Source organism: Rhodococcus sp. OK519, from assembly GCF_003051005.1.
Classification (GTDB): domain Bacteria; phylum Actinomycetota; class Actinomycetes; order Mycobacteriales; family Mycobacteriaceae; genus Prescottella.
The window spans coordinates 198,228-217,914 of sequence record NZ_QAOW01000005.1; the positions used below are offsets into that span (position 1 = coordinate 198,228).

Consider the following 19,687-nt stretch of genomic DNA (forward strand, 5'->3'; position numbering starts at 1 on the left):
GCGCGACCGTCGCGCATCGGGTCGCGCGTGGCGCGGCGCACCAGATGGAGGCAGGATCAACCCATGGCTAATCCTTTCGTCAAGGGCTGGAAGTACCTGATGGCGCTCTTCAATTCCAAAATTGATGAGAAGGCCGACCCCAAGGTTCAGATTCAGCAGGCGATCGAGGACGCGCAGCGTCAGCATCAGGCCCTGTCCCAGCAGGCGGCGTCGGTCATCGGCAATCAGCGTCAGCTGGAGATGAAGCTCAGCCGCCAGCTCGACGAGGTCGAGAAGCTGAACGCCAATGCGCGCCAGGCCGTCACGCTCGCCGACCAGGCGGCCACCGCCGGTGACAACGAGAAGGCCATCCAGTACACCAACGCCGCCGAGGCTTTCGCGGCCCAGTTGGTGACGGCCGAGCAGTCCGTCGAGGACCTCAAGGTGCTGCACGACCAGGCGCTGCAGGCGGCCGCGCAGGCGAAGAAGGCTGTCGAGCAGAACGCCATGACGCTGCAGGCGAAGGTTGCCGAGCGCACGAAGCTGCTCAGCCAGCTGGAGCAGGCCAAGATGCAGGAGCGCGTCTCCGACTCCTTGCGGTCCATGGACCAGACCCTCTCGGTTCCGGGTAACACCCCGAGCCTCGATGCTGTCCGCGAAAAGATCGAGCAGCGTTACGCCAACGCTCTCGGCGCCGCAGAGCTGGCACAGAACTCGGTGCAGGGTCGCATGATGGAGGTCCAGCAGGCGAGCGTCCAGATGGCCGGACACAGCCGCCTCGAGCAGATTCGCGCCTCCATGAAGGGCGACGCACTTCCGTCCGGTGGCACCGCGGCGACCCCCGCCGCGCCGGAGCCGCCGGCGGCGTCCGCCAACGGCGAGACCACCGCGCAGTAGGAACGCTTCGCGGCGAACACGAAGACGGGTTCGATGAGAAACGCACGAGACGGCCGGTCCGGGAAACGATCCCGGCCGGCCGGCTCTGTATTCGGAGATGCCTCGACGCTTGCGGGCAGCGCGGCCTCCGCGGTGAGCAGTGCCCAGAACGTGCTGCGTGAGGTGAGCGGCACCGTCGCCGACAGCGTCCGACGGTGGTCGGATCCGCGCGAGCGAATGCTGCGCAAACGGCGTCGGGCGCGCAATCGGGCCACCCGATTCGGGATCGCGTCGGGCGCCGGTGTCGTGGGCACGGCATCACTCGCGGTCGCGTCGGCCCCGGACTGGTCGGTGGTCGCGACGGGCGGAGCCGCGGCCTTGTTCGCGGTACCCGCGGTGATCGCGGTCGGTACCTATCGCAGGCTGACGGCGACACCGCTGCCACCGGCGGGCACGAATCGTCAACCGTTGCCGCCCGCAGGTTCGGCCGCGCGTGCCCCGATGGAACGCCTCGCTCGCGCCGAGACCAGCCTGAACCAGATCCTCGGCGTCCTGGGTAGGTCCGCGGTCGTGGACGTCGACGAGCTCGATCACACGGGCGAAACTGCGCGGGAGGCGTCGTCGACGTTGCGTGCCGTCGCGGCGGATGTCGTCGCGATGGAGAATGCGGGGCGGGGAACCGCTGCGGCAGCCCCCCATCTCCAGCACGCGGTCCGTGGCGCTGGGCAGCAGCTCGACGTCGGCGTCGCCGAGTACGAGGGACTCGTCACCGCCGCCGCGCGGATGACCGGGCCTGCACAGTCGTCGTCGTACTCGCTGCTCGATCAGCAGCGTCAGGAGTTGCTGTCCGCGTCGGATCGGCTCGAAGGCTGGGCCGACGCGCTCGGCGAGGTCGACGAGATCGACCGCCGGTTCCGGCGCTGAGCTTGCGAGCTCTCAGTCGTCGACACCGCGCGCGGCGAGGGCGTCGCCCATCGCCTCGGCGGTCATCAGCGCCGACACGACGGCCGGCACTGCCAGCGCGCGCAGCGAGAACCCCAGTCCGCGAGCCTTGCGCGCCTCGGATACCTGCTGCACGATCCCGGTGAGCAGTGGGATGCACCGCAGCGTCATCGCGAGCACCAGCCCCGCCCGCTCCGGATTCACACCGAGCCGACGCAGCGGGCCCAGGGCTCGGCTGACGGTGTCGAGCATGTCGCTCACCCGTGTCGTGAGCGTGACGAGCGCGGCCAGCGCCACCGCGAGCACGATCGTGCCGCACACGACCGTGGCGCGAGCCCAACCGGTGAAGATCACCTGGAACGCGCCGATGAAGATCAGCGCCCACAGCAGCGGGCGCAACTGGGCGAGAGCGACCCGCGCTGGAATCCGGGCGATCGCGTAGAGGACCGCGACGACGGCGATTGCGGGCACCAGTTGCCACGGCTGGCGCACGAGAATCGTCACGGCGGTGATCGCCAGCACCATCGCGATCAGCTTGGGGCCGGGCGTGAGGCGGTGCAGTAGCGAGGATCCGGGGGAGTACAGGCCGAGCGTGGTCATCCGATGAGCTCGCGGTAGTGCGTGATCGCCTCTCCGGGTGCGCCGTCGGCGGCGACGCGTCCCTGGTCGATCACGATCACGCGGTCGAAGTCGTCGAGAAGGTCCAGATGGTGGGTCACCACGATCACCTGCTGCGGCAGTGCGGCGAGCGTCGAACGCATCAGCCGCGCATTGCGTAGGTCCAGCAACGTGGTCGGCTCGTCCGCGACGAGGACGTCGGGATCGGTCACCATCACCGCCGCCAGGGCCAGCAACTGCTTCTGGCCACCCGAGAGCAGGTGTGTGGGATGGTCGGCGTGATCGTCCAGACCGAAGTCGGTGAGGACCTGGGTGACCCGCTCGGCTCGCTCGGGTTTGCTGAGGGAACTGCGGCGCAGCGAGAAGGCGATGTCTTCGGACACCGTCGGCATGACGATCTGGTGGTCCGGGTCGGTGAACACGAACCCGACCTTCTTGCGCACCTGACGGCCCTTGCGGGCGGTGTCGAGTCCGTCCACGGACACCGCTCCCGATGTCGGCGCCACCAAACCGTTGATCATGCGGGCCAGCGTCGACTTGCCGCTGCCGTTCGCGCCGATGATGCCGATCCGGCGCTCGGTGAGGGCGAGGTCGATTCCTGCGAGCACCGTGCGCTCACCGTAGGAGTGCTGGACGGCGTCGAATCGGATCTCGCTCATCGTGTACGAAGCGATCTACGCGGCGTCGACCCGGACCGGAGCCGTGGGCAGGCTCCGGGCGGCCAGTGCCGGGTAGGCGCGGTGGACCTGTGCGGCCACGGTAGCGGCCACCACCGCCTTGATCACGTCGCCGGGCAGGTAGGTGAGGTTGGCGGCGAACGCGGCCGACACCGTCAGATCCGTCTTGAGAAGCATCCCGGGGATGCCGAACGCGTAGAGCACCACGATGCCGCCGAGCAGATTGATCGCGACGCCGCCGAAGACGTTGTACTTGGGCAGCATGCGGTAGCTCAGCCAGCCGATCACGGCGGCGGCGGGCAGCCAGCCGATCAGGAAGCCCGCGGTGGGGCTCGACAGCGACACGAGCGACGTGCGGCCACCGGCGAGGACCGGCAGCGCCAGGCCGAGGACGATCACGGTGAGTACCGCGAGGGTGCCCTTGCGGGGGCCGAGCAGCGCGCCGGCGAGCATGACGCCCAGGGTCTGCAGCGTGATCGGCACGGCCGAGCCGCCGACGTTGATCGTTCCGGGCAGGCCCAGCGCGATGATCAGTGCAGCGAAGACTGCGATCTGTGCGAGATCGCGAGCGGTGTTCCGGGGAGTGCCCGTGGTGGAAGTCGACGACACGGCTACCTACTGCTCCTCGTGGTGTTCGCGAACGGGACGGATCGGGTCCAACCCGGCGAGCTTATGTCAAGCGGTGTGTCGAGACGCATTCCCTCCCGCCCGGTGGCCTCAGGGTCTTCACCCATCTTTCCCCGATCTTGGCGTTGAGCTGCTGCTTTCCATTTCATGCCGTGGGAGCATCGAACTGCGGCGGTCGTAGGATCGTCGGTGAGGATCGAAGCGGGAGGCACATCGTGTTCTGGAAGATCGTCGGCGCCGTGGCACTTGTCTGGATCGCGTTCGCGTTGATCGGGGCGCTGGTCAAGGGGCTGTTTGGGATTCTTGTGGTGAGCGCGATCGTCTTCGGGCTCTACATGCTGTTCAAGGCAATGTCGGGATCGACCGACCGCTCCGACAACTCCCGGCTCTAGCCATCGGCGAGGTGCTGTTCGATCAGGTCGGTGAACGCCCGGCCCGGCGGAGTGACGAGAGTTGCCTTGCTGATCATGTGCACCGTGCGGATCGGGGCGTCGGCGATGCGCAGCACGCGCAGCTCCGCCCGGGTGACGGCATCGGACTCGGGCAGGAATCCGACCCCGACGCCCGCCTCGGTGAGTGCGGCGACGAGCGTCGCCGTTCCGGCTTGCGCGACGACGTTGCGGGGTAGGCCGGCCATCGCGAAGGCGTCGTCGCTCTGGCGCCGAGCGCCGGTGCCCGCAGGGAAGTCGACGGTCGGTTTTCCGGCGAGATCGAGCAGCGTGACGGTGGTGCGGGTCGCCCACGGGTGATCGTGTCCGACGACGGCGACCAGTTGTTCGGTTCCGAGCACGCGCGCGGTGAGGCCGGCGCGGGGCCGGGTATGCCACAGCCCGATGAAGCCGAGGTCGAGTTCGCCGGCGTCGACCTGTTCGACGATCGTCTCGCTCATCGAGGACACCACGTGCACGTCGACGCCGGGGTGGGAGTCGAGGAACGTCCGGATGTGCGCGGGGAGGTCGATCTGAGTGAGGGTCGTGATGGTGCCGATCCGCAGGGTGCCCCTCACCTCGCTTCCGGTGGTTGCGACCTCGCCGCGTAGGCGTTCGCCGGCCGCGAGCACCTCCCGCGCTCGCAGCACGAATCTCTCACCGGCCTCGGTGAGTTCCACCCTTCGACTGGTCCGGACGAACAGGGTGGTGCCGAGTTCGCGTTCGAGTTGCCGGACCTGATGGCTGAGCGCCGACTGCGCCACGTGCATGCGTGCCGCGGCGCGAGTGAAGTGTCGCTCCTCCGCCACCGCGAGCGCGTACCGCAACTGTCGTAATTCCACGCCGCCTCCCGGAGCATCGTGATCGACGATGGATTCGATCTGATTCAGATGTTAGACAGATGATTAGGTGGGGTAAAGAATTGCTCGGTGAGTGTCACCGAAACCCGAACCCCCACCCGCCCCGCGCTGTCAGCGGGCCTGCTGCTGGTCATGGCCGTCGCGTGCGGACTGTGCGTGGGCGGCAACTACTTCAATCAACCGTTGCTCGACTCGATCGCGACTGCGCTCGGCGTGGACCAGTCGACCGCGGCCGTCACGGTCACGCTCTCCCAGGTGTTCTACGGTCTCGGCCTGCTGTTCCTCGTCCCGCTCGGGGATCTCGTCGACCGCAGAGTCCTCAGTGTCGGGTTGATGGTTCTGGCCGCCGCCGGACAGGCGGTGTGCGGTTTCGCGCCGACGATCGGGTGGTTGCTGGTCGGCACCGCGATGGCGGGTCTGTTCTCGGTCGCGGCCCAGGTGCTCGTTCCGTTCGCTGCGGCGCTCGCGGAGCCCGGACGCGCAGCCACCGCCGTCGGCACCGTCATGAGCGGCCTCATGGTCGGCATCCTGTTGGCGCGCAGCGTCGCAGGCCTGCTGACGCCGTTCGGGGGATGGCAGACGGTGTACCGGGTGAGTGCGGTCGCGATGGTGCTGATCGCCGCGGTGCTGTGGCGCACGTTGCCGGCGTCACGGGACCGGCACGGACTGGGTTACGGCGCGATCCTGGCGTCCATGGGCGCACTGCTGCGCGATCAGCCGCGACTGCGCACCGCGACCGCGATGAGTGCCCTCAGCTTCGCTGCGGCCAGTACGGTGTTCGCGGCGATGGCCTTCGTCCTCGCCGCGGAACCGTTCGGACTCGACGACGTCGCGATCGGCCTGGTGGGACTCGCGGGTGTCGCCGGCGCCGTCATGGCCAATGTTGCGGGGCGTCTCGCGGATCGCGGTTTCGCGCGGGCCACCGCAGGAGCCGGGGCCGCGGTGCTGATGGCGTCGTGGGCGCTGTTCGGGCTGGGCGCGAGCAGTCTGATCGCATTCGTGCTCGCCTTGCTGATCTCGGACGTGGCGCTCAAGTGCGTGCACGTGAGTAACCAGGGCGTGATCTATGCGCTTGCGCCGCAGGCGCGTTCGCGGGTCACGGCGGTGTACATGACCGGCTACTTCGTCGGTGGCGCGGCGGGGTCGGCGCTCGGTTCACTGCTGTGGGCCACCCACGGCTGGGCCGGCGTCTGCTGGGCGGGTGCAGCGCTGTCGTTGGCGGTTCTCGCTGTGTGGTGGCTCGATCTGCGGATTTCGGCGCGCACGGGCGCCCCGGTCGGGGCATGCTGACCACATGGAGCCGATTCCCGAGGACTGGCAGCGCGGGTTGGTGATCGTCGCCCACCCGGACGACATCGAGTACGGCGCCGCCGCGGCGGTGGCGCGATGGACCGACCAGGGCAAAGACATCCGGTACGTCCTGGTCACGAGTGGCGAGGCCGGCATCGAGGGGCTGCACCCTGCCCGGTGCGGTCCACTGCGCGAGGACGAGGAGCGGGCATCGGCCGCCGTGGTCGGGGTGTCGACGGTGGAATTCCTCGGCTACCCCGACGGCCGGATCGAGTACGGTCCGCAGCTGCGGATGGACCTCGCTCGGGTGATCCGGCAGCACAAGCCCGAGATGGTCGTGACTATGAACCACCGCGAGACGTGGGGGCCGGGTTTCCTCAACAGCGCCGATCACCGCGCCGTCGGGCTCGCGGTGCTCGACGCCGTCTCCGACGCCGCGAACGAGTGGATCTTTCCCGAACTCACCGAGCTGCCGTGGACGGGTGTGCGATGGGCGGCGGTGAACGCGATGCTCGGCGTCACACACGCCGTGGACGTCACGACCACTGTCGAGCGGGCGGTCGAATCGCTGTGCGAGCACCGTGCGTATCTCGAGGCGCTCGCCGACGAGCCGGTCCTGGATCAGGCGGCCCGGCAGATCGAGATGGCCACCGGACCCGAACCGGGCTTCGACGCCGAGCGTGCTGTCGGCTTCGAGTTGTACGTCTTCAGCGGCTGACGGTCAGGTGACGGGCGCGCCGACGATGACGTGTCCGGCACCCGGCACGGCCTCGATGTCGATGGGCAGCTGTCCGACGAACTCGCCGTCCGCATAGGACGTCACGGGCACCCCCGTCTCGAGCCTCAGTGTGCGCGTGCGGAAGGTCTCCACCTCGTCGAGTTCGACGTGTGTGCCCTTGTAGACGGTGGGGAACAGGCGCACCAGTTTGAAGCGGCCACCCGACTTCACGACCGTGACGTCGAGGAGTCCGTCGTCGAGCTTCGCGTGTGGGGTGATGAGCATGCCGCCGCCGTACGACGTGCCGTTACCCACCGACACCATCGTCGCGTCGAGTTCGATCGTGCGGTCGTCGAGCACGATCCGGTAGGGAATCGGCTTCAGCTGCGCCAGTTCGACGACCATTGCGAGGTTGTAGCGCATCGGGCCCTTGGGCCAGCGCATCTGGTTGGCGCGGTCGGTGACCAGTGCGTCGAAGCCGCTCGACAGGACCGTGCCGAACCAGCGGTCGCCGGCCCGCGCCAGGTCGACGGTGGCGACCTCGCCGGCCGCGATGATGTCGGCGGCCGCGACGGGGTCGTCGACCGGAATGTGGAACAGTCTGGCGTGGTCGTTGCCGGTGCCGCCGGGGACGATGCCGAGCGGCGTTCCCGTCTGGGCCAGCGCCTGCCACGCGATGTTGACCAGACCGTCGCCGCCGGCCGCGACGAGGGAGTCGGTGCCCTCGGCAACGGCCTTGCGCGCCAACGTGAGCGCCTCGTCCGCGGAGCTTCCCTCGATCTCGGTGACCGCGACTCCACGCTCGCGCAGTCGTGCGACGGCGGCGCCCGACGCCCACGGGGCGTGGCCGCTGCCGGCGGCGGGATTGGTCAGGACGGTGACCGAGCGCGTCATGGGATCAGCTTGCCAGGGTTGAGGATTCCGGCGGGGTCGATTGCGTCCTTGACCGCGCGCAGGATCCGGCCGCCGAGCGGGCCGACCTCGCTCTCCATCCACGGCCGGTGGTCGACTCCGACGGCATGGTGGTGCGTGATGGTGCCGCCGGCGGCGACGATCGCGTCTCCTGCGGCCCGCTTCGCGGTGGCCCACTGGGCGAGCGGATCGGCGGCCTGCGCGCACACCACGGTGAAGTACAGCGATGCGCCCGTCGGGTAGGTGTGCGAGATATGGCACATCACGATGGCCGGGGTGCCCTGTGCGGTAAGTGATTCGGTGAGCGCGGTGGTGACGGCGGTCCGCAGGTTCGACAGATTGGACCAACGCGTGGCGGTCTCGAGTGTCTCGGCGATCGCGCCGGCGTTGAGCAGGGCGTCACGCAGATACGGCGCGTCGAATCGGCCGTGCTCCCATGATTTCGCCGGACCCTCACCGAGTGCAGTGCCGCCGACCGCCGCGAGCAGCGTGGTGGCCTCGGCGTAGCGTGCGTCGACGTGGGCGTCGGTGCCCTCGAACGTCGTGATCGCCAGGCATCCGGCGGTGGGACTGTCGCCGCCGATGTCGCCGGAGAGGGCCAGGTTGATGCCGGTCTCGGCCTCGTCGGACAGCCGCATCACCGTCGGCGCCGAGCCTGACTGGACGACGGAACGCAGTGCGGCCGCGCCGGTCTCGAAGTCGGGGAACGACCAGGCCTGGTACGCGGTGCGTTCCGGAACGGGGTGCACGCGCAGGCCCACCTCGGTGATGATGCCGAGGGTGCCCTCGGAGCCGACGAACAACTCGCGTAGATCCGGGCCGGCGGCGGAGGCGGGACCCCGACCGAGGTCGAGACTGCCCGCCGGGGTCGCAACCCGGATCCACTCCACCATGTCGTCGAATCGCCCGTAGCCCGCGGACGCCTGTCCGGACGACCGGGTCGCGGCGAATCCGCCGATGGTCGCGAATTGGAAGCTCTGCGGGAAGTGTCCGAGTGAGAATCCGTGCGCCCCGAGCACCTGTTCGGCCTGCGGCCCGGTGACGCCGGCCTGCAGCGTCGCGACACCCGACACCGGGTCCAGGTCCACGAGCGCGTCGAGTCGGCGCAGGTCGAGCGTCACCACTGCGGCGTAACGGCCGCGCACGGGATCGACGCCTCCGACGACGCTGGTACCACCGCCGAACGGGACGACCGCGACACCCTCGGCGGCGCAGAACCGCAGCAGCGCCATCACCTCGTTGTGGGTGCCGGGCAGCAGGACCGCGTCGGGCGCATCCTGCGGTTCGGTCGCCTTGCGACGCAATAGATCCGGTGTGCTCTTGCCGCCCGAGTGCCGGAGCCGCGATGCGGTGTCGGTGCGGACGTTGTCGGCGCCGAGGAGTTCTCGTAACTCGGCAACCAAGTTCGGGGCGAGCGCGCTCTCGCGCAGCGTCGCGTCGGCCTCGGCGGGCGGCGGGGACTGCTCGGCGGAGACCCCGAGTGCCTGCTGCAGCAAATCGGTGACCTGCGCTGAGAGGTGTCGTCGGGACTCGGCAACACCCCAGGCGTCCCACTCCATGGCGGGCGCGGGGGTGGTGGGGAACTCTGGGACGAAGGCGTCGGACATGCGTTACAGTGTTACACACGATGTCTATCTGTAACGAGGTTTCGGATTCTGTCAGCGTCGACGACCAGATTCTCGACGCGGCACGATCCTGCGTGCTCGACTTCGGTCTCCGCCGGACCACGCTCGCCGAAGTGGCCCGGCGGGCAGGCGTCAGTCGCCCCACGGTCTATCGGCGCTGGCCGGACACGCGCGCCGTGGTCGCCGATCTACTGACCCGCGAGATCAGCGTGGTCATCCCCGACATGGACGGTGACGAGCCGGCGCGTGTCCAGCTGGTGCGGGCGGTGGTCGACGTCGCGACCGGGATGGGGACGCACCCACTGTTCGTGAAGATCCTGCGATCGGACCCGGACCTGCTGATGCCCTACATCGTCGACCGCATCGGTACCAGTCAGCGGGCGATCATCGAGCGGATCTCGCAGGCCGTCGTGGCCGGTCAGGCCGACGGATCCATCCGCCCGGGCGAGCCTGCTCACCTCGCTGCGATGGTGCTCCTCATCGGGCAGTCCGCCGTCCAGTCCGCCGGCATGGTGGCCGAAGTGCTGCCGCCCGAAGAACTCGCCCGCGAACTGCAGTTCGCCGTCGACAACTACCTCGCGCCGCGCTGACGCGACGACACCCACTCCAGGAGGATCCCGTGCAGGACCATCCGCAGTCCGCGCTCTCCGCGGATCGTCGTCGACGTGAGCTGGTCGATCTCGGTGACAGCGCCGACGTCGATGTCCTCGTGATCGGGGGCGGCATCACCGGCGTCGGCACCGCGCTCGACGCGGCATCCCGCGGCCTGCGCACCGTCCTGGTCGACAAGCACGACCTCGCATTCGGCACCAGCCGATGGAGTTCCAAGCTCGCGCACGGCGGACTGCGTTACCTGGCGTCCGGCAACGTCGGGATCGCGCGGGAGAGCGCCGTGGAGCGCGGGATTCTCATGACCCGCACCGCCCCGCACCTCGTCCGTGCCCTGCCGCAGTTGGTGCCGCTGCTTCCATCCGTGGGCCGGTTCGCGAACGCACTGGTCCGAACGGGTTTCCTGGCGGGTGACGCGCTGCGCGTCACGGCGCGGACGCCGGCGTCGGTGCTGCCGCGGTCGCGGCGGGTGGACGCGGAGAAGGCCGCTCGGCTCGCACCTGCGGTCCGCCGGGAGGGGCTGCGGGGGGGCCTGCTCGCATACGACGGACAGCTGATCGATGACGCCCGTCTCGTCGTCGCGCTCGCGCGGACCGCCGCCGCACACAGCGCGACGATCCTCACCCGGGTCGGCGCGTACGACGTGACCGGCGACTCGGCCCGGCTCCGTGACGAGCTCACCGGAGAGGAGCTGACGATCCGGGCCCGCGCCGTCGTCAATGCCGCCGGTGTGTGGGCCGGGCAGGTCGATCCGGACATCCGACTCAAGCCCAGTCGTGGCACGCACCTGGTGCTGCCCGCAGAGTTGCTCGGCAATCCCACTGCGGCGCTGACGGTTCCGATTCCGGGGGAGACCAACCGATTCGTGTTCGCGCTGCCTGCGCAACTCGGCAGGGTCTACCTGGGGCTCACCGACGAGGCCGTCGACGGCGCAATTCCCGACGTTCCCGTCGCGTCGGACGGCGAAGTCGACTTCCTGCTCGACACCGTCAACACAGCCCTCGCGACGCCCCTCTCCCGATCCGACGTGCTCGGTACGTTCGCGGGACTGCGACCGCTCCTCGATTCCGGCGAGGGCAAGACATCCGATCTGTCCCGCAACCACGCGGTGCTGCGGTCGTCGAACGGGGTCGTCAGCGTGGTCGGCGGCAAGCTCACCACCTACCGGAAGATGGCACAGGACGCCGTCGACGCGGCCATCGCTGCTGGGGAACTGACCGCGCGCGCGTGCGTGACGACGAATCTTCCCGCGGTGGGGGCGGACCGGACGGCGCCGAGGAGTCTGCCGCCGTCACTGGTCGCGCGGTACGGCAGTGAAGCCGGCATCGTCGCGGACGCCGGTGACCTCACGCCGATCGCCGACGGTATCGACGTCACCCACGCGGAACTGGCCTTCGCGGTCAGTCACGAGGGCGCACTCGACGTCGACGATCTTCTCGACCGCCGCACCCGGATCGGGCTCGTGCCCGGTGACCGGGAGCGGGCACTCCCGGCCGCGGAGCGGGCGCTGAACGGATCCTGATCGGCGGCGCGATTCACCAGCGGTTGTGTACGTCCTCGGCCCAGCCGACGACGTCCGCGACCCGCACCCACGCGCCCGTGTCGTCCTGCACCTTCCCGGACCAGATGCCGAAGCACTGGTGGGTTCGGGAGGAGAACACTTTCAGGTCGGTGACCGATTTCTTCAGGTGAAACGGCGTGAAGGTGAGATCGACTGTGTCACCGGTGATCCGCCATGGCGTGATCCAGTCGCCCCGGTCGTAGGTCCACACCAGTTCCTCGCTGATCTTCGACAGGTGCCCGTCGACGAGGAGTGAGTTCTCCACCGACCCGGTGCCGTCGGTCCACTTCCCGCCGACCTGGATGCCGATCACCTTCCCGTCGGTGCGACCCGACCCCGCGCCCCAGTTCCAGTGCACCGAGTACGGCCAGCGACCGCGACCGTGGTCGAGGGTGGCCCACGATTCGCCGGCCGGGACATCGGTCGCGACGCCGTCGACGCGGATGGTTCCCGTTGCGGGCCGGGCGACGTCCTTGACGGTGTACTGGAACAGTGTGTCCGACCAGGGAACGACGACGCCGAGGCATTCGTGGTGGTCGGGCCGGTGGGCGATGACGTCGATCTCCACCCGCTCCCCGCGTGCACGCAGGCGCGTTCCGCCCGCGATCTCGTCGATGTCGATGTGCACCTTCCTCGTGCGTGCGCGGGCCGGCCCGCCGCCGAGGGTGCCGGGCAGTGTCGCGCTGCTACCGAGCATGCCGATGGCGTCGTACGCGACGGTCTCTCCGCTGGTCCGGTCGAGCAGCCAGATGCCGTGCACCGCCGCATAGTCGATGTCGGAGAGCACCAGCGCGACAATGTGCGTCGGGGTGGTCACCGCCCAGTATTCCCAGCGTTTGTTGCGGCCCTTCCCCACTCTGCCTCGGCCGATGCGGTCGGTGGAGATCAGGGGCGTCCGTGTCCAGCCGACCGCGTCCGGGTTCAGTCGCCCGTCGGGCAGCGTGAGGGACACCGGCGCGGTGATCTCGCGCTCGCGCACGGCAAGTGGGAGCGCGCGTGCACCGGCGGCGTGGTCGTGCCGCTGCCGCAGACGCTGATTCGAGGCACGAACCGCCTCGGCATCCACCTTGAGCACCCGGCGGTCGTAGGTCATCAGGCCGTTGGTCTCGTCCTCGACGTCGGCGAGCTGGGTGTAGACGAACGCCGTCAGCCCCTGCTCGACGGCCGGACCGACCTGCGCGTGCTGCAGCCGCAGGAACGCGCGCTCGAAGGTCCCGCGGTCGGCGTACTTGCGGTAGCCGAACTCCTTGTCGTTCCAGACATGACCGGGCACCCGGTGTGAGTAGCCGCCGTACTCGGACAGGACCGCGGCGCGCGGGTCTTCGCCGTCGGCGCGCGAGAGCCGGTACGGCCGGAAGTAGACGTGCCGACTGGCCATGTCGCCGCCGCCCTGGTCGTGCCAGCCGCTGACATGGTCGACAGGCCGCGTCGGGTCCAACTGCCTGACCCGCTCGGTGGTCGAGACCGCGTCGAACTGCCCCCAGCCCTCGTTGAACGGCACCCACGCCGCGATGCTCGGAACCGAACGCAGCAGCGTGACCGTCGCGTCGAGTTCATCGAGGAACTCGGCCCGTCCGTCGGCGTCCTGTCGTCCGAACACGGCGTACCGGGAATCGTCCAATTTCACGGGGAGCAGCACGGGGGCGGTGACGACGGCCGGCCGGTAGCTGCGGCCGCCGTTGACCATGTCCTGCCAGACGAGCATCCCGAGCCGGTCGCAGTGGTGGTACCAGCGCATCGGCTCGATCTTGATGTGCTTGCGCAGCATCGTGAATCCGAGCTCCTTCGCCGTCCGGATGTCGTGGATCAGCGCCTCGTCGGACGGCGCGGTGTACAGGCCGTCGGGCCAGTAGCCCTGATCGAGCAGACCGGCGTGCAGGTACGGCTCGCCGTTGAGCAGAAGTCGGGTGCGACCGGACGCATCGGGGCCGAGTCCGAACGACCGCATCCCGAAGTAGCCGATCACACGGTCGGTGCCGAGTACCACCGCGACGTCGTACAGGAACGGGTCCTCGGGCGACCACGCGCGCACGTCGTCACCGAGTGGCAGTCGGGTCGGCACACCGACGTCGGCGGTCCCGCGGACCACGTCGCGGCCACCGGCGCTCACGACGACCTCGGCGACGGATTCACCTGCACCGCCGGCCACCACGCACACCTCGATCTCGCCGGTCTCCAGATGCGGGACGAGATCGATCCGGTCGATCCACCTTTCCGGGACCGACTCGAGCCAGACGGTCTGCCAGATCCCCGACTGCGGTGTGTACCAGATGCCGCCGCGGTCGAGCTTCTGCTTTCCCCGGCTGCGCCACGACGTGTCGGTGACGTCGCGGACCCTGACGACGAGATCGTGCGTCCCACCGGCGTCGAGGGCGCCGGTGATGTCGAGCGTGAACGGCAGGTAGCCGCCGCGGTGGCCGCCGACGGGCGTGCCGTCGACCCAGACCTCGCAGTCCTGGTCGACTGCGCCGAAGTGCAGCAACACTCGATCGCGGACAAAGCCGTCGGGCGGTGTGAAAGTGCGTCGGTACCAGAGTGCTTCGTCGGGCTGGACGATGCGGTTCACCCCCGAGAGCGGCGCCTCCGGGCTGAACGGCACCACGATCTCGCCGTCCCACCGAGTGGGTCGCGCGGCGATCGCGGCCGAGGTGACGGCGTGCTCCCACCGGCCGTTGAGATTGAGGTACGAGTCGCGCACGAGCTGGGGGCGTGGGTACTCGGGCAGGACGCGGTCGGGATCGAGGGCCTCGCCCCAAGTGGTGATCACGTGGTGGTCTCCAGAGACTTCGGCTCGGGTGTCGGCGGGGCGTCGACCTTCCGCAGCAGGACGACAGGAACGACGATGAACGCCACGACGACTGCGGCGGCCGGGAAGATCCACGGTGTCGGCACCTGCTTCACGACCCCCAGATCGACGAAGGTCTCATCGGCACCCGCAATCACCGCGGCGCCGACGAACGGCCCGATCACCATCGGGATGAGAACGGCGAAGATCATGCGGAGCCCCTGCACCTGCCCGGCCCGGTCGGGTGGTGTGAGGTTGCGGACAGTCGCGGAAATGGCGGCGACGCCGAGCATGAAGCCCGACATCAATACGACCCCCGCGCCGATGACGCCGAGCATGCTGCGCGCCGGGAACATCAGGAGTAGCCCGACGGCATAGACCGCCGCGACGGGCAGGATCGCGCGTGAGGGGCCGACCCGGTCCAGCACGCGACCGCCCACGATGCTGATCACGGCTGCGCCGAGCAGGACTGCGGCGAGTACCACGGCGTAGCCGTCGATGTCGAGGTACCGCTGGACGTAGATGATCAGGTAGGGCAGGAACACCTGCGTGCTCGTGCCGAGGATCGCCCACGCTGCCAGCGCCACATACAGGCGTGGCTGGTTGCGCACCGTGCTCGGCCGCAGACCGTGCAGAACCGATGACAGGTAGGTGCCGCTCGGCCGCGGCCGTCGCGGCTCGCGCAGCCCGAACCATGCGACGACGCCGACCAGTGCGGTGACGCCACCGATGATCGAGAAGAACAGAGCCCAGTGACCGCCCTTGGTCATCGGATCCAAGGCGCCGAAGACCAGCAGCATCGCGAGCAGCGGCATCGTGGCGAGTACGCCGTCGACCTTGCCGCGGTTGCCGGGATGAGTGGAGTCGGTGACCCACGCGTTGAAGGCGGCGTCGTTCGCTGTCGAGCCGAGGACACTCATGACGCAGTCGAGGACGACGATGGCGATGACCGCGACCACCACCGCGTCGAGCATCGGCAGCGCCGACGCGGCGGTATCGACGCTGACGAGACCGAACCCCGCGGTGCATGCTCCCCACAGCACGTATCCGGCGGCGATGAACTCGCGTCGTCGACCGGTGCGGTCCGACGCGGCTCCCGCGAGCAGGGTGGCGATCGTCGCGGCGACGGCACTCGCCGCGACGAGAGTCGCCAGCGCAGTGGGCGAGTCGGTGATCGTGTCGTAGACGAACACGTTGAGATACATGTTCTCGACCGTCCAGGCCAGTTGGCCCGTGAAGCCGAGGAGGACCACCCAGGTCCAGAGGCGTCGATCCGCCGGCCGCTCACGCATGACGAGACGATAACGGCAATGCGGACAGGAGAAGCCGAGATTGGACCAGTAGGTCGACAACATTCCCGCGCGCCGATTCGCCGCTGCGGCGTAGCGTCGACGGGCATGAGTATTCGCCTGGGCTACCAGATTCCGAATTTCAGCTACTCGACCCCCGTGCGCGACCTGTTTCCCACTGTCATCACCCAAGCTCGCGAGGCGGAAGCCGCCGGATTCGACGCCGTTTTCGTGATGGACCACTTCTATCAGCTGCCCGGCATCGGCGAGCCGGACGAGCCGATGCTCGAGGCGTACACGTCGCTGGCCGGGATTGCGACGGCCACCGAGTCGATCCAGCTGTCCGCGCTCGTCACCGGCAACACCTACCGCAATCCGGCGATGCTGGCCAAGACCGTGTCGACGCTCGACGTCGTCAGCGGCGGACGGGCGGTCCTGGGAATCGGCGCGGGATGGTTCGAACTCGAACACCATCAGATGGGTTTCGAGTTCGGGACGTTCACCGATCGGTTCGAGCGGCTCGACGAGGCGCTCCAGATCATCGCGCCGATGCTCCACGGAGAACGGCCGACATTCGAGGGCAAGTGGTACCGCGTCGAGAACGCGATCAACGAGCCGCGGATCCGGGACGACCTGCCGATCATGCTCGGCGGCGGTGGTGAGAAGAAGACTTTCGGGCTCGCTGCCCGGTACGCCGACCACCTCAACATCATCGCCAACGCGAGCGAGTTGCCCCGGAAACTGGAGGCGCTCGCGCAGCGCTGCGAGGAGATCGGACGCGACCGCTCGACGCTCGAGACCAGCTACCTCGCGTTCGTGATCCTCGACGAGGACGGCGATCGGGCCCGCGAACTGCAGCGTCGGTTCCTGCTGTCACGGGGCGTGGACCTGTCCGCGTTGTCGGTCGCCGAGCGCACTGTCGCGACGGATCGTCAGTTCGTCGGCAGTCCCGACGAGGTGGCCGAGCAGATCAAGGCTGCGGTCCTCGACGTCGGAGTCGACGGCGTGATCCTCAACCTCGTCGCCAACGGGCACCAGCCGGGCATCGTCGAACTCGCCGGCCGCACCCTGGGTCCGCTGGTGCGCGGCTGACCACGAGCGTGCCGCGCCGGTTTTCGTCGTGCCGCGTCGCCGATCGCCGGAGCGGCGCGCCCGAAACCCGAGCGGCGCAGAATCGCTGACGGCGTTGCCGCCGCGCCGGGGTGTGGCACGCTGTGCGGATGCGCGTAGCCGTCGTCGCCGGGCCCGAGGCCGGACATGCCGTCCCTGCCCTTGCGTTGTGCCGGAAACTTGTTGCCGCGGGCGACGATCCGGTGTTCTTCTCGGACGGGCGCTGGCTCGACGTCGCGCGCGACAACGGGATCGAGGCGCGCAAGCTCGGCGGTCTCGCGCCTCGCGAGTTCGACGACGACTCGGACTCCGGGTCGAAGATCCACGGTCGTGCCGCGCACGTGTCCACGGCCCTGCTGCCCGACATGCGGGACGTCGCCCCTGATCTGGTGGTCTCCGACGTCATCACCGTCGGCGGTGGCCTGGCCGCCGAACGGCTGGGCGTGCCGTGGGTGGAACTGTCGCCGCACCCGCTGTACCTGCCGTCGAAGGGGTTGCCGCCCATCGGGTCCGGGCTCGCCGTCGGCACGGGTGTGCGCGGACGGGTACGCGATGCGGTGTTTCGGGCCATGACCGCCCCGGCCATCCGCAAGGGAACGGCGCAGCGAGCCGAGGCCCGCACAAGTGTCGGCCTGCCCGCGGACGATCCCGGCCCGGCGGCGCGGCTGATCGCGACCCTGCCCGCACTCGAGGTGCCCCGGCCGGACTGGCCGTCGAATGCGCACGTCGTCGGCCCACTCGTGTGGGAACCGTCGGACAACCTGCTCGAGGCTCCGCCCGGTGACGGGCCGCTCGTCGTGCTCGCGCCGTCCACCGCGTCCATGGGCGCCGGCGGCATGCTGGACACCGCGATCCGGGCGTTCGACGGCCTGGGCGTGCGGATGCTGGTGACCTTGTTCGAGAAGCCCGATATCGACCTGCCCGACTGGGTGCGCGCCGGCTACGGGCGACAGGACGAGATGCTGCGGCACGCGTCCGCGCTCGTGTGCGGCGCCGGACACGGCGTCCTCGCCAAGGGGCTGCTCGCCGGGGTCCCGCTCGTGACCGTGCCGGGTGGCGGCGACCAGTGGGAGGTCGCCAACCGTGTCGCGCGGCAGGGCAGCGGTGTCGTGATCCGGCCGCTGACCGTCGACGCCCTCCGGGACGGTGTCCGACGCGTCCTGGGCGAGCCCTCGTTCGCGGACGCCGCGCGCCGGGCCGCCGCCGGGATCGCCGACGTGGCGGACCCCGTGGCGGTGTGCCGTTCGGTCGTCGGGTGAGCGGGGGAGGGGACCTCCCGATTCGACTACGGTGGCACGTGTGCGATTGACCCAATTCCATGATCTCGTCCGCGACGAGTTCGGACAGGTCCGTGGCGACTCACTGATGGTCGACCACGTGATCCTCAGCCTGGGCGGGAAGACCGCCGCCGAGGCCATCGAGTCCGGCCTCGACCCCAAAGCGGTGTGGCGCGCGCTGTGCGACGAGTTCGACGTCCCGCCGCGGCGGCGATAGCCCGGCACCGCTGTGTCGATGATTGACTCGAACACATGTTCGCTTATGCTGGTTGTATCCGATGCGTCCACGGGTTGCGGCTGATTGTGGCGGTTCGGAACGTTCGCGCCGACGAAGTTGTCGGTACCGGGCTCTAACCTGAACCTCAGATCGCTGGACGAGACTTCGAAAAAGGGGACCACGATGGCACCACAGGTACACGACCGCGACAAGGCGCTCGAGCTGGCGCTGGCTCAGATCGACAAGAGCTTCGGCAAGGGTTCGGTGATGCGTCTGGGCGAGGAGGCTCGTCAGCCCATCGCGGTGATCCCCACGGGCTCGATCGCGCTGGACGTCGCGCTGGGCATCGGCGGTCTGCCGCGTGGCCGCGTCGTCGAGATCTACGGCCCGGAGTCGTCGGGTAAGACGACGGTCGCGCTGCACGCCGTGGCGAACGCTCAGGCAGCCGGCGGCGTTGCGGCCTTCATCGACGCCGAGCATGCACTCGATCCCGACTACGCCCGCAAGCTGGGCGTCGATACCGACGCGCTGCTGGTCTCGCAGCCCGACACCGGTGAGCAGGCCCTCGAGATCGCGGACATGCTGGTCCGTTCCGGCGCGCTCGACATCATCGTGATCGACTCGGTTGCCGCGCTCGTGCCGCGTGCCGAGATCGAGGGCGAGATGGGCGACAGCCACGTCGGTCTGCAGGCCCGCCTCATGAGCCAGGCGCTGCGCAAGATGACCGGTGCTATCAACAACTCGGGTACCACCGCGATCTTCATCAACCAGCTGCGCGAGAAGATCGGCGTGATGTTCGGCTCGCCCGAGACCACGACCGGCGGTAAGGCGCTCAAGTTCTACGCCTCGGTCCGCCTCGACGTCCGTCGCATCGAGACCCTCAAGGACGGCACCGACGCGGTCGGTAACCGCACCCGCGTCAAGGTCGTCAAGAACAAGGTGTCGCCGCCGTTCAAGCAGGCCGAGTTCGACATTCTCTACGGTCAGGGCATCAGCAAGGAGGGCTCGCTGATCGACATGGGTGTCGAGCACGGTTTCATCCGCAAGTCGGGCTCCTGGTACACGTACGAGGGCGACCAGCTTGGCCAGGGCAAGGAGAATGCCCGCAAGTTCCTGCTCGAGAACACCGACATCCGCGATGAGATCGAGAAGAAGATCAAGGAGAAGCTCGGCATCGGCGCGGTCCTCACTGTCGACGAGTCCGCCGAGTCGGCCGACTTCTAGGCCCTGGGCAATGTCTCGGCCCCGGCCCGACCCCTCGGTCGGGGCGGAGACGGACCATCAGTC

Annotated in this window: 19 protein-coding genes; 11 read left to right on the forward strand and 8 right to left on the reverse strand. The window is 69.0% G+C overall.

All coding sequences use genetic code 11. The annotated features are described in order from the left end of the window. Positions 1-63: 63 nt before the first annotated feature. Both C8K36_RS15400 and pspM read left to right on the forward strand, forming a co-directional pair. On the forward strand, positions 64-876 hold the full coding sequence (locus C8K36_RS15400) for a PspA/IM30 family protein (RefSeq protein ID WP_107985523.1): 813 nt from the start codon (positions 64-66) through the stop codon (positions 874-876). 132 nt (positions 877-1,008) lie between these two features. Continuing rightward, the gene (pspM, locus tag C8K36_RS15405) at positions 1,009-1,779 is read left to right on the forward strand and encodes a phage shock envelope stress response protein PspM (protein ID WP_107985382.1); all 771 of its coding nucleotides are present in this window, start codon (positions 1,009-1,011) and stop codon (positions 1,777-1,779) included. 12 nt (positions 1,780-1,791) lie between these two features. Here pspM and C8K36_RS15410 read toward each other — a convergent pair whose 3' ends face one another. The 3 genes from C8K36_RS15410 to C8K36_RS15420 are packed head-to-tail and all read right to left on the reverse strand — an operon-like array spanning position 1,792 to position 3,701. Further along, positions 1,792-2,397: an energy-coupling factor transporter transmembrane component T family protein gene (locus C8K36_RS15410; RefSeq protein WP_107985383.1), complete on the reverse strand. Its 606-nt coding sequence runs from the start codon at positions 2,395-2,397 to the stop codon at positions 1,792-1,794. After that, positions 2,394-3,074, reverse strand: coding sequence for an energy-coupling factor ABC transporter ATP-binding protein (locus C8K36_RS15415; protein WP_107985384.1), 681 nt, complete (start codon positions 3,072-3,074; stop codon positions 2,394-2,396). The genes C8K36_RS15410 and C8K36_RS15415 overlap by 4 nt, the downstream gene beginning before the upstream one ends. 15 nt (positions 3,075-3,089) lie before the next feature. After that, positions 3,090-3,701 (reverse strand): biotin transporter BioY, encoded by a 612-nt coding sequence (locus C8K36_RS15420; protein ID WP_107985385.1) that lies wholly within the window; start codon positions 3,699-3,701, stop codon positions 3,090-3,092. Between the two features lie 233 nt (positions 3,702-3,934). Here C8K36_RS15420 and C8K36_RS24850 point away from each other — a divergent pair, with 233 nt between their 5' ends. Next, positions 3,935-4,111 carry a hypothetical protein gene (locus C8K36_RS24850; protein WP_181319577.1) on the forward strand — a complete coding sequence of 59 codons (177 nt, stop codon included), beginning with the start codon at positions 3,935-3,937 and terminating at the stop codon, positions 4,109-4,111. Here the strand turns inward: C8K36_RS24850 and C8K36_RS15425 are convergent. Then, positions 4,108-4,989 (reverse strand): LysR family transcriptional regulator, encoded by an 882-nt coding sequence (locus C8K36_RS15425; protein WP_107985386.1) that lies wholly within the window; start codon positions 4,987-4,989, stop codon positions 4,108-4,110. The genes C8K36_RS24850 and C8K36_RS15425 overlap by 4 nt on opposite strands. Before the next feature lie 87 nt (positions 4,990-5,076). Here C8K36_RS15425 and C8K36_RS15430 point away from each other — a divergent pair, with 87 nt between their 5' ends. Then, a complete protein-coding gene (locus tag C8K36_RS15430) occupies positions 5,077-6,297 on the forward strand; it encodes an MFS transporter (RefSeq protein WP_107985387.1) in 1,221 nt (406 codons plus the stop codon). 4 nt (positions 6,298-6,301) lie between these two features. After that, positions 6,302-7,015 (forward strand): PIG-L deacetylase family protein, encoded by a 714-nt coding sequence (locus C8K36_RS15435; protein ID WP_107985388.1) that lies wholly within the window; start codon positions 6,302-6,304, stop codon positions 7,013-7,015. A gap of 3 nt (positions 7,016-7,018) precedes the next feature. Here the strand turns inward: C8K36_RS15435 and C8K36_RS15440 are convergent, their stop codons facing one another. Then, positions 7,019-7,909, reverse strand: coding sequence for a diacylglycerol kinase (locus C8K36_RS15440; protein WP_107985389.1), 891 nt, complete (start codon positions 7,907-7,909; stop codon positions 7,019-7,021). Beyond that, complete coding sequence (locus tag C8K36_RS15445) at positions 7,906-9,534, reverse strand: FAD-binding oxidoreductase (protein ID WP_107985390.1); 1,629 nt, start codon at positions 9,532-9,534, stop codon at positions 7,906-7,908. The genes C8K36_RS15440 and C8K36_RS15445 overlap by 4 nt, the downstream gene beginning before the upstream one ends. Positions 9,535-9,554: 20 nt before the next feature. Between C8K36_RS15445 and C8K36_RS15450 the strand changes: the two genes are divergently transcribed. Both C8K36_RS15450 and C8K36_RS15455 read left to right on the forward strand, forming a co-directional pair. Beyond that, positions 9,555-10,142: a TetR/AcrR family transcriptional regulator gene (locus tag C8K36_RS15450; protein ID WP_107985391.1), complete on the forward strand. Its 588-nt coding sequence runs from the start codon at positions 9,555-9,557 to the stop codon at positions 10,140-10,142. A 29-nt stretch (positions 10,143-10,171) separates the two neighbouring features. Continuing rightward, the gene (locus C8K36_RS15455; protein WP_107985392.1) at positions 10,172-11,683 is read left to right on the forward strand and encodes a glycerol-3-phosphate dehydrogenase/oxidase; all 1,512 of its coding nucleotides are present in this window, start codon (positions 10,172-10,174) and stop codon (positions 11,681-11,683) included. Between the two features lie 13 nt (positions 11,684-11,696). Here the strand turns inward: C8K36_RS15455 and C8K36_RS15460 are convergent, their stop codons facing one another. Then, a complete protein-coding gene (locus C8K36_RS15460) occupies positions 11,697-14,489 on the reverse strand; it encodes a DUF2804 family protein (protein WP_107985393.1) in 2,793 nt (930 codons plus the stop codon). Continuing rightward, a complete protein-coding gene (locus tag C8K36_RS15465) occupies positions 14,486-15,799 on the reverse strand; it encodes an MFS transporter (protein WP_107985524.1) in 1,314 nt (437 codons plus the stop codon). Before C8K36_RS15465 ends, C8K36_RS15460 begins: the two co-directional genes overlap by 4 nt. Positions 15,800-15,904: 105 nt before the next feature. Here C8K36_RS15465 and C8K36_RS15470 point away from each other — a divergent pair, with 105 nt between their 5' ends. The 4 genes from C8K36_RS15470 (at position 15,905) to recA (ending at position 19,624) form a co-directional block, all read left to right on the forward strand. Beyond that, a complete protein-coding gene (locus tag C8K36_RS15470; RefSeq protein WP_107985394.1) occupies positions 15,905-16,888 on the forward strand; it encodes an LLM class F420-dependent oxidoreductase in 984 nt (327 codons plus the stop codon). A 128-nt stretch (positions 16,889-17,016) separates the two neighbouring features. Beyond that, positions 17,017-18,165, forward strand: coding sequence for a glycosyltransferase (locus C8K36_RS15475; RefSeq protein WP_107985525.1), 1,149 nt, complete (start codon positions 17,017-17,019; stop codon positions 18,163-18,165). Positions 18,166-18,205: 40 nt separating this feature from the next. Next, positions 18,206-18,400: a DUF3046 domain-containing protein gene (locus tag C8K36_RS15480; RefSeq protein WP_107985395.1), complete on the forward strand. Its 195-nt coding sequence runs from the start codon at positions 18,206-18,208 to the stop codon at positions 18,398-18,400. A 183-nt stretch (positions 18,401-18,583) separates the two neighbouring features. Continuing rightward, positions 18,584-19,624 (forward strand): recombinase RecA, encoded by a 1,041-nt coding sequence (gene recA / locus C8K36_RS15485; protein ID WP_107985396.1) that lies wholly within the window; start codon positions 18,584-18,586, stop codon positions 19,622-19,624. Positions 19,625-19,687: the final 63 nt, after the last annotated feature.